General features: G+C 29.0%; 7 protein-coding genes. 2 read left to right on the forward strand and 5 right to left on the reverse strand.

From position 1 onward, the window contains the following. Window positions 1–9: 9 nt before the first annotated feature. Window positions 10–1086 (reverse strand): ABC transporter permease, encoded by a 1077-nt coding sequence (locus I1A51_RS14895; RefSeq protein ID WP_196895288.1) that lies wholly within the window; start codon window positions 1084–1086, stop codon window positions 10–12. Window positions 1087–1197: 111 nt separating this feature from the next. Here I1A51_RS14895 and pyrF point away from each other — a divergent pair, with 111 nt between their 5' ends. Beyond that, a complete protein-coding gene (gene pyrF, locus I1A51_RS14900) occupies window positions 1198–2022 on the forward strand; it encodes an orotidine-5'-phosphate decarboxylase (RefSeq protein WP_196895289.1) in 825 nt (274 codons plus the stop codon). A gap of 125 nt (window positions 2023–2147) precedes the next feature. Next, window positions 2148–2567, forward strand: a complete 420-nt coding sequence (locus tag I1A51_RS14905) for an OsmC family protein (RefSeq protein WP_196895307.1) — start codon at window positions 2148–2150, stop codon at window positions 2565–2567. 161 nt (window positions 2568–2728) lie between these two features. On the opposite strand, the gene I1A51_RS14910 is transcribed toward I1A51_RS14905, so the two are convergent. From I1A51_RS14910 to I1A51_RS14925, 4 genes are all read right to left on the reverse strand, one after another. Further along, window positions 2729–4753 carry a M3 family metallopeptidase gene (locus I1A51_RS14910; protein WP_196895291.1) on the reverse strand — a complete coding sequence of 675 codons (2025 nt, stop codon included), beginning with the start codon at window positions 4751–4753 and terminating at the stop codon, window positions 2729–2731. Window positions 4754–4893: 140 nt separating this feature from the next. Then, complete coding sequence (locus tag I1A51_RS14915) at window positions 4894–6888, reverse strand: S9 family peptidase (protein WP_196895293.1); 1995 nt, start codon at window positions 6886–6888, stop codon at window positions 4894–4896. Between the two features lie 155 nt (window positions 6889–7043). Continuing rightward, window positions 7044–7640 (reverse strand): hypothetical protein, encoded by a 597-nt coding sequence (locus I1A51_RS14920; RefSeq protein WP_196895295.1) that lies wholly within the window; start codon window positions 7638–7640, stop codon window positions 7044–7046. Between the two features lie 5 nt (window positions 7641–7645). After that, complete coding sequence (locus I1A51_RS14925; protein ID WP_196895297.1) at window positions 7646–8131, reverse strand: RNA polymerase sigma factor; 486 nt, start codon at window positions 8129–8131, stop codon at window positions 7646–7648. Between the last annotated feature and the right edge of the window lie 982 nt (window positions 8132–9113).

Raw genomic sequence — 9113 nt, forward strand, 5'->3', positions numbered from 1 at the left:
ATATGAAATTTAATTTAATCGAACTTTTGGATCTAGCCAAGTATAGATGATATCTACAAAAATATTAATAATAATAAACATGGTAGCTATCACCAAAACACTTCCCATAATTACAGGTAAATCGGAAGTATTTAAAGCATTTACAACTTCTTTTCCTAAACCATTCCAATTGAAAATATATTCTACAAAAACCGCTCCAGCAAGAAGTGAAGCAAACCAACCTGAAATAGCTGTAACTACAGGATTCATGGCATTTTTTAAGGCATGATTTTTTATAATTTTAAAAGAAGAAAGTCCTTTTGCTTTTGCTGTGCGAATATAATCTTGTTGTAAAACATCCAAAAGAGAATTTCGCATTAATTGTGAAACGACAGCAAGTGGACGAATTCCTAAAACGATAGCAGGGAGAATTAAATTTTTCCACTGAATAAAAACACCATTTCCAAAATCATCAACTTCATATAAACTTCCAGACATATTTAAATTGGTGTATTTATGTAAAACAAATCCAAAAAGCCAAGCAAAAAGAATTGCAGAAAAGAAAGAAGGAATGGACATTCCGAAAGTGCTAATAACAGCAATTGTTTTGTCAAAAATAGAATCTTTATACAATGCAGAAATAATTCCAAGAAACATACCAATAATTAAAGCGATAGAAATAGCAGCAACAGCTAAAATTGCTGTATTTGGTAGTGTTTCAGCAATAATTGAATCTACACTTTTTCCTGTTTTTTGAAAAGAATCTCGTAAATAAGGTGCTTTTAAAACGATATCAAAATCGGAAATATGGAGCAATTTTATATAAGAATAATCATGTGCTTCTAAGTTGGTAAAAGATTCTTTTTTATCACTATGAAATGAAATAGGAGACAAGTCATTTAAATAATAAAGATATTGTGTTGACTTTGGTAAATTGAATCCATATTTTTTTCGAAGAATTTCCAATTGCTCACTATCTTCTCTTTGACTTAACATCATTCGCGCTGGATCACCAGGAAGAATGTAAAACAAAAGAAAAATTACCGTAACCACTCCCCAAAGCGTAAAAAATCCGTAAATAACTTTATGAAAAATAAATCTTATCAAAGGCTCTCAGTTTTAGATATACAAATATCAGATTATTTTTAGATTAAAGATATTTCTTGTGGTATTTTTTCAACACACTAGAAAACATTAATTTTGCACAAACCACACAACATGACAAAACAAGAATTAATCGCAGAGATAAAAAAGAAGAAATCTTTTCTTTGTATCGGATTAGACGTAGATTTAAATAAAATTCCAAAACACTTATTAGAAACAGAAGATCCAATTTTCGAATTTAACAAACAAATTATTGATGCAACACATCATTTGGCTGTTGCTTATAAACCAAATACTGCATTTTATGAAGCTTATGGGATTAAAGGTTGGAAGTCTTTAGAAAAAACTATTAAGTATTTAAATAAAAATTATCCAGAAGTTTTTACAATTGCTGATGCAAAACGTGGAGATATCGGAAATACTTCAACAATGTATGCAAAAGCATTTTTTGAGGATTTAGAGTTTGATTCTGTGACTGTTGCTCCTTACATGGGAAGTGATTCTGTGGAACCTTTTTTAGCGTTTGAAAATAAATTCACGATTTTACTTGCATTAACTTCAAATAAAGGAGGTTTAGATTTTCAAGGATTAAAAACAAAAGAAGATTCATTTATGTATCAAGAAGTTTTAAAAACAGCAACAACTTGGAAAAATTCAGAACAATTGATGTTTGTTGTTGGAGCAACAAAAGCAAGTTATTTTGAAGACATCCGCAAAATTGTTCCAAATCATTTCTTATTAGTTCCAGGAGTTGGAGCGCAAGGAGGAAATTTACAAGATGTTTGTAAATTTGGATTAACAGAAGAAATAGGTTTATTAATCAATTCTTCTCGTGGAATTATTTATGCAGATAATTCTGAAAATTTTGCAGAAGGAGCAAAGCAAAAAGCAGAAGAACTTCAAAAAGAGATGGAAGAAATTTTGAATGAAAAATTCTAATTTTGTCTTTATTTAATTGTCAGAATTTAATTTTAATCAGGAATAAAATAAAATTTAAATCTCTATTTTTATAGTTGAAATTATTCATAGAATTTTCGACTAAAAGATTAAATAAAATAAAAAACATAATGGATAAAGTTGTAGTAAGCTGGCAAGAAAATATGCATTTAATTGCAGAGCAGCCAGGAGGAACAGTGAATATCGATGCTGGAGAAGAGTTTGGTGGACAAAACAAAGGTTTACGTCCAAAAGCAATGATGCTTTCAGGTTTAGGAGGTTGTGCAGGATTAGACATCGCAGCTTTTTTAAAGAAAATGCGTGTAACTGTAGATACTTTTAAAATTGAACTTGAAGGAAATCTTACAGAAGAACATCCAAAAACGTATGATAAAGTAAAAATGGTTTTTAAATTTTTTGGAAAAGATTTCGAAAAAGATAAGATTCAAAAAGCTGTTGATTTATCAGTAGATAAGTATTGTGGAGTTTTGGAAATGTTCCGTCAATTTGCAGAATTAGAAATTTCAGTAGAATATATCGAACAATAATAACAGAAAATTACAGTTATATAATTAATTGGAAAAGTCTATTTCTGTTTATTAAGTTTTGTAAAGAAAAACCTATGAATTAAAATCCATAGGTTTTTTTATTTTAAAAAATTAAACTAGTAATGAAACATAGTCTAATTAATAACTGAGCGTAGCCGAAGTTAAATTAATCCAGCACGTTTTAATAAAGCTGTATTATCTGGTTTTTTACCTCTAAACTCTTCATAAAGTTCCATTGGTTTAATTGAACCTCCTTGTGATAAAACTGTATTTTTAAATTTAGATGCAATTTCATGATTAAAAATTCCATTTTCTTTAGAATAAGCAAAAGCATCTGCATCTAAAACTTCTGCCCATTTATAAGAATAATAACCAGAAGAATATCCACCTTGGAAAATATGAGAAAACGCTGTACTCATGCAATTTTCTGCAACATCTGGATATAGTTTAGTACTTTTAAAAGCATCAGATTCATACTTTTTAACATCTGTAATTTCCGTTGGATTTTTTCCGTGCCAATCCATATCTAGAAGTCCAAAACTCAATTGACGAACAGTTTGCATTCCTTCTAAGAAATTCGCTGAAGCTTTAATTTTTTCAACTAATTCCATTGGAATTAACTCATCTGTTTCATAATGTTTTGCAAAAAGTTTCAAAGCTTCTTCTTCATAACACCAATTTTCGAAAATTTGACTTGGCAATTCCACAAAATCCCAAGAAACACTAGTTCCTGATAAGCTAGGGTATGTTGTATTTGCTAACATTCCATGTAAAGCATGACCGAATTCATGGAAAAGAGTAGTAACTTCATTGAAAGTTAATAGAGAAGGTTTCGTCTCTGTTGGTTTTGTGAAATTACAAACGATAGAAATATGAGGTCGAGAATTTTCCCCATCTTTTTTCCATTGACTTTTATAAGAAGTCATCCAAGCTCCGCCACGTTTTCCTTCTCTAGGAAAGAAATCAGCATAAAAAACAGCAATGAAATTTCCATCATTATCTGTTACTTTATAAGTCATTACATCTTCGTGATATTTATCGATATCATTGATTTCCTCAAAATTTAAATCGTATAATTTATTAGAAATTGTAAAAACACCATTTAAAACATTTTCCAATTTAAAATATGGCTTTAATTGCTCTTGGTCAAAATTGAAAAGTTTTGTTTTTAACTTTTCTCCATAATAAGCACCGTCCCATTTTTCTAGTTCAGAAATTCTATCTTCTTTTGCCATTTCTTCCAATTGTTTGAAATCTTTTTCAGCAGCAGGTTTTGCTTTTACCAATAAATCATCTAAAAATGTAAAAACAGTTTCAGGATTTTCAGCCATTCTTTCTTCCAAAACAAAATCAGCATGTGTTTTATATCCCAAAAGATTTGCTCTTTCAAAGCGAAGTTTTGCAATTTCTAATACATTTTTTTCATTGTTGAAATCATTTTGTTGAAATCCTTTAGAACCAAAAGCTTTTGCAAGTTTTTCACGAAGTTCTCTATTATCAGCATAAGTCATAAAAGGAACATAACTTGGATAATCTAAAGAAATTAACCAACCATCTTTTCCTTTTTGTTTTGCCAACATTGCAGCAGCTTCTTTCGCTCCATCAGGTAAACCAGCTAAATCTTCTTCCTTTGTTAAATGCATTTCGAAAGTATTTGTTTCTGCAAGAACATTTTCTCCAAATTTCAAAGAAAGTTGCGAAAGTTGCTTATCAATTTCACGAAGTTTATTTTTATCTTCTTCATTTAAATTTGCTCCATTTCTTGAAAAACCTTTATATTTTTTTTCTAAAAGCATTAGTTGCTCTTCATTTAAATCTAAATCATTTCTTTGTTCATAAACAGCTTTTACTCGTTGAAATAATTTTTCATTTAAGCGAATATCATTTGAAAACTCTGAAAGTAGGGGGGAAACAATTTGCGCAATTTTCTGAATTTCCTCATTTGTTTCAGCACTATTTAAATTGAAAAAAATAGAAGAAATTCTATCCAATTTTCCTCCAGTAAATTCTAAAGCTTCAATTGTATTTTCAAAAGTCGGATTTTCTTTATTTTCAGTAATTGCGTCAATTTCTTTTTTTGCTAGAGAAATTCCTTCTTTAAATGCAGGTTCGAAATCACTATTTTTTATGCTCTTAAACGGAGCTGTATTATATAAGGTTTTAAAATCTTCTAATAACGGATTCATAATATTTTTAGTTTTAGTTAAAAATCAATAACAATTTTTCTAAACCAAAAATACGATTTTAAACGAAAATTAATTGCATAAAAAAAGAGGTTACTCTTTTGAAGCAACCCCTTTTAAAAATAACAAGTGAATTAATTAATTTATTTAAGATGTTTGGCAAAGAATCCCATCATATATGTATAAAGTTCAATTCTGTTGTTTTCATGATGAAATCCGTGTCCTTCATTATATTTTACTAAATAAGGAACATTAACCCCACGTTTTCTTAGATTTTCAACAATCTGATCCGATTCTCCAATTTTTACTCTTGGATCATTCGCACCTTGAACAACAAAAAGTGGCTTTGTTATTTTATCTACATTCAATGCTGGAGAAACTTGTTTCATGATTTCCTGATCTTCTTTACTTTCTGCATCATACCATTGCTCATAAACTTGACCTAAAAATGGTTTCCAATAAGCAGGGAAAGAATCAAAAAAGGTAAATAAATTTGAAACTCCTACATAATCAATTCCACAAGTATATAAATCTGGTGTTTTTACTAAGCTTCCTAAAGTTGCTAATCCTCCATAACTTCCTCCATAAATGGCAACTTTATTTCCATCGATGAAATCTAATTTTTTAGCATATGCAACTCCATCTTCTAAATCATTCAACATTTTTCGACCAATTTGTTTATTTCCTGCCAAGAAAAACTCTTTTCCATATCCTCCAGAACCTCTATAATTTAATTGTAATGTTGCATATCCACGACTAGCAAAAAGTTGTGTTTCTGGATTAAATCCCCAACTATCTCTTTCTCCATATGGTCCTCCATGTGGATTTACAATTAATGGAACTTTATTTGTTTTTGAAGCATTTTTCGGAATAGTCAAATAACCATGAATTGTTAATCCATCTCTTGTTTTTAATTTAATTGGACGCATTTCTGCCATATCCTTTTCTTTCAATTGTGGCATTAAATTAAGCAACTCTTTGAAAGAATCATTTTTTACATCATACAAGAAATATTTTCCATAAAGTTTATCGCTTGTTGTATAAATCAAAAACTTATCTTCTGCATCTGTTTTACTTTGCACATAAAAAGATTTATTTCCAAATTGTTTTAAAAATTTCTTGTGTAGTTTTTTATACGTTTTACTTTTCGGAACAATTTCAAATTTATCTCCTTCATAAGAAAAATAATCAATTTCATTATTTCTCTTTCTCGATCTTGACATTCCATCAACATCATATTCTTTATTCTTAAAAACAGTTTTTACTTTTTGCTTTTTAGCTAAATCATAAAGAATAATTTCTCTTTTGTCTGAATCCACATTCGATTCCATATATGCTAAGTGTGGATTTTCTTTATCATAAGCAAAATCAATTATTTCAAACTTATCTTTCCAAGTAGTTTCTTTAATTGGTTTAAATTCTGCTTTTTCATTTTCTCTATAATAAAGAATATAATTTACAGCATTATGTTGTCTTGTAATCGCTCTTAATTCTCCATCTTTATCAAATTCATATCCGAAAATTGGATTTGCAATATCTTTGTTTTCGTATAATTTTTCAATTTCTCCTGTGTTGATATTAATTTTAAAAGGCTCGAAAATTTGTGGATTATCTTTGTTCATTGCAATAATCACATAATCTGGTTGCTCTTTTAATCCATTCAAAAATTGTACTGTCACATTTTCAAAAGGTGTTAATTCTTTATTATTTGAACCATCAATGTTTATAGCAAACAAATGATAATTTTCATTTCCGCCTTTGTCCATTAAATAAACCAAACGTTTATTGTTCATCCAACCATAATTTCGAATCAACTCATCTTTTTCCTCAATTACTTTTGTAATTTTATTCGTTTCAGTATTTTTTACATAAACATGACTTTTCCCATATTCATCTTTTTCTTTAAAAGAAAGATATTTTCCATCTGGTGAAAATTCAAAACTAGATTTGGAAGGTTTTTGAAAATAATCTGCAACCGAATACGAATAATTACCCGTATCCCAATTAGCTAATTTTTGTAATTCTTTTTTTGTAGAAGGTAAATCAGGATTTCCTGGTTTTTTATTTGGTTCTTGTGCGGAAGCAGTTCCAACTATTACAGTTGTCATTATTCCTAAGATGACTTTTGATAATTTCATATTCTTTCAGTTATTTTATTTATTACACATTTTATAGGAAGATATAGGGCTAATTTTGTTACATAAGATGTTTTTCTTTAACAAATCATTAACAGAACTCTTAATATTTAAAAAAAATGGTCTGAATTATTAGATTCAAACCATTTCGATTTTTATTAATAAGCTAAATCTTCTAGCATTTTTTGCATATTCTGCGTTTTCTTTTTTAAACTTTTAAGATACCAAGTCGTAAAAAAGAATAAAAATGTTCCCATGATTAATACGAACAGAATTAATTTCATCGGTTCTAAAAAAATGTCTTTATTATTCATCACTTTCGATGTCACAGGAAGTGTCGTAAATAGAAGCACAAAATTTGAAACTGCTGTAATTTTCTGTACTAGTAATAAATTTTTTCTTTTTTGAATAAATCGATCAATCATCTCTTTTGAAGTTCCATTTCCAATCGAAATTTCTGAAAGACTAAAAATAGATCTTAAAACAATCATCGGAAAAATAATCAGAGAAATAAGAAATAAAACTCCTAAAATCTGAAAATACCATGTATCTAATCTATCAAAATGAATCAGAGCATAAATTGCTGCTGAAAAACATATAATCGCTCCAATAATTTCTGGAACCAAAATTCTTCTCAAATTGTTGTTATACTTTTCTTTTGTCATATCTATTATCAATTTATCAGTTATACTTTTTTGTTTTTCGATTTCATCACTAAGTTTTTCCCAGTTTTTTTTCATTGTATCTAAATCCATAACTTTTACTTTACCATTTGTGTTTTTAATTTTTGTTTAATTCTCCCGATTCTCGTTCCAATATTTGAAACAGAAAACCCTGTAATAGATGAAATTTCTTTGTGACTATAATTTTCAAGAAATAATAAAATGATTCCTCGTTCCACAGAACTCAAAGTTTTTATATGTTTATAAAGTAATTGAATCTGCTCCTCCAATAAAGAATCTTTCAAATCCATCACTTGAAGTAAACTACTATCAAAAGAAATCTGAGCAACTTTTCGATTCTCTTTCTTTAAATGTGTCAAAGCTGTGTTTAATGCAACCCGATAAATCCAAGTGGAAATCTTAGATTCCCCTTTGAAATTTTCAAAGCTTTTCCACATTTGATACACGATTTCCTGATATAAATCTTCCTTGTCTTCTTTGCTGTCCGCATATAACATGGTGATTTTATATATAATTCCTTCATGTGCCTTAATGATTTCAATAAATTCTCTTTGATTTTTCATCTACTTTGAATTAAATACACCTTATTAGTATTCCCTAATTTGAAAAAATCACACTTCTTCTGAAAATTTTTTATTTTTTTCTTTTGGGCGTTTCCCTCCGTAAAACTTCGGGTCGGGCTTTCCGCTACAAGTTTTGGTTTTGCAAAAAAGAATTTCTACGTCATCCGTGGGCTTCCTCTGGTCGCCTCCGTTTCCTAGAATTCTAATTCTGCAAAACCAAAAGCTTTCCACTCCAATCCCTAACGCATCGTTTTCCAAATAAAAAACAAGAAAATGAAGAAAAGTGAGGTGGCTGAGCGCAGCCGAAGCCAAGCTCAAAAGAAATTCCATCTATTATAATATATGACATTAATGGTGGCTGAGCGTAGCCGAAGCTAACATTTACAAAATTCATATACTATATAGGTAAACAAAAAATGATGGCTGAGCGAAGTCGAAGCCAAACTCAAACGAAAATTTCATTTATTATATATGTATATCCCAAGGTGCTGAGCGTAGCCGAAGCCAAACCTACCTTATATATATTATAGTATAAAAAGAAATCAAACACACCAAAAACTACAAATCCTCAAGAAAAATCATCCATTACATAAAAAAACAAAAAAAGTTTTTCTATAAATATTTGAAAACCAAACCTTCTCTAAAAACGATCAAAAATAAATGCAAAAACTTTGCAAAAAGGCTTGCGAGGAAATAAAAAGCGCGTATATTTGCAACCGCTAAAACGAACAAGGGCAACCAAGTTTATGAAGGCGAAAAGTTCTAAAAAAGGTTGAAAAAATAATTTTTAAAAAAGTTTTGAAAAAAACTTGTCAGAATAAAAAAAGTTATTACATTTGCAACCGCTAAAACGCAGAGTGTTTTAGATTAGAAAAGTTCAGTAACATTTTTTGAGATATTGAAAATAAAATTAAAAATTTTTTAAAAAAATTTTTGTTTTATTAAGATAAAAAGTGTTACATTTGCACTCTCAATTACGAGA

It is taken from the genome of Aureivirga marina, assembly GCF_015767265.1.
Taxonomy (GTDB): domain Bacteria; phylum Bacteroidota; class Bacteroidia; order Flavobacteriales; family Flavobacteriaceae; genus Aureivirga; species Aureivirga marina.

Excerpts from the sequence above, each read along its gene's own strand:
- pyrF (WP_196895289.1), top strand. The coding sequence starts at position 1,198 with ATGACAAAACAAGAATTAATCGCAGAGATAAAAAAGAAGAAATCTTTT.
- I1A51_RS14910 (WP_196895291.1), bottom strand. The coding sequence starts at position 4,753 with ATGAATCCGTTATTAGAAGATTTTAAAACCTTATATAATACAGCTCCG.
- I1A51_RS14920 (WP_196895295.1), bottom strand. The coding sequence starts at position 7,640 with ATGGATTTAGATACAATGAAAAAAAACTGGGAAAAACTTAGTGATGAA.
- I1A51_RS14925 (WP_196895297.1), bottom strand. The coding sequence starts at position 8,131 with ATGAAAAATCAAAGAGAATTTATTGAAATCATTAAGGCACATGAAGGA.
- I1A51_RS14915 (WP_196895293.1), bottom strand. The coding sequence starts at position 6,888 with ATGAAATTATCAAAAGTCATCTTAGGAATAATGACAACTGTAATAGTT.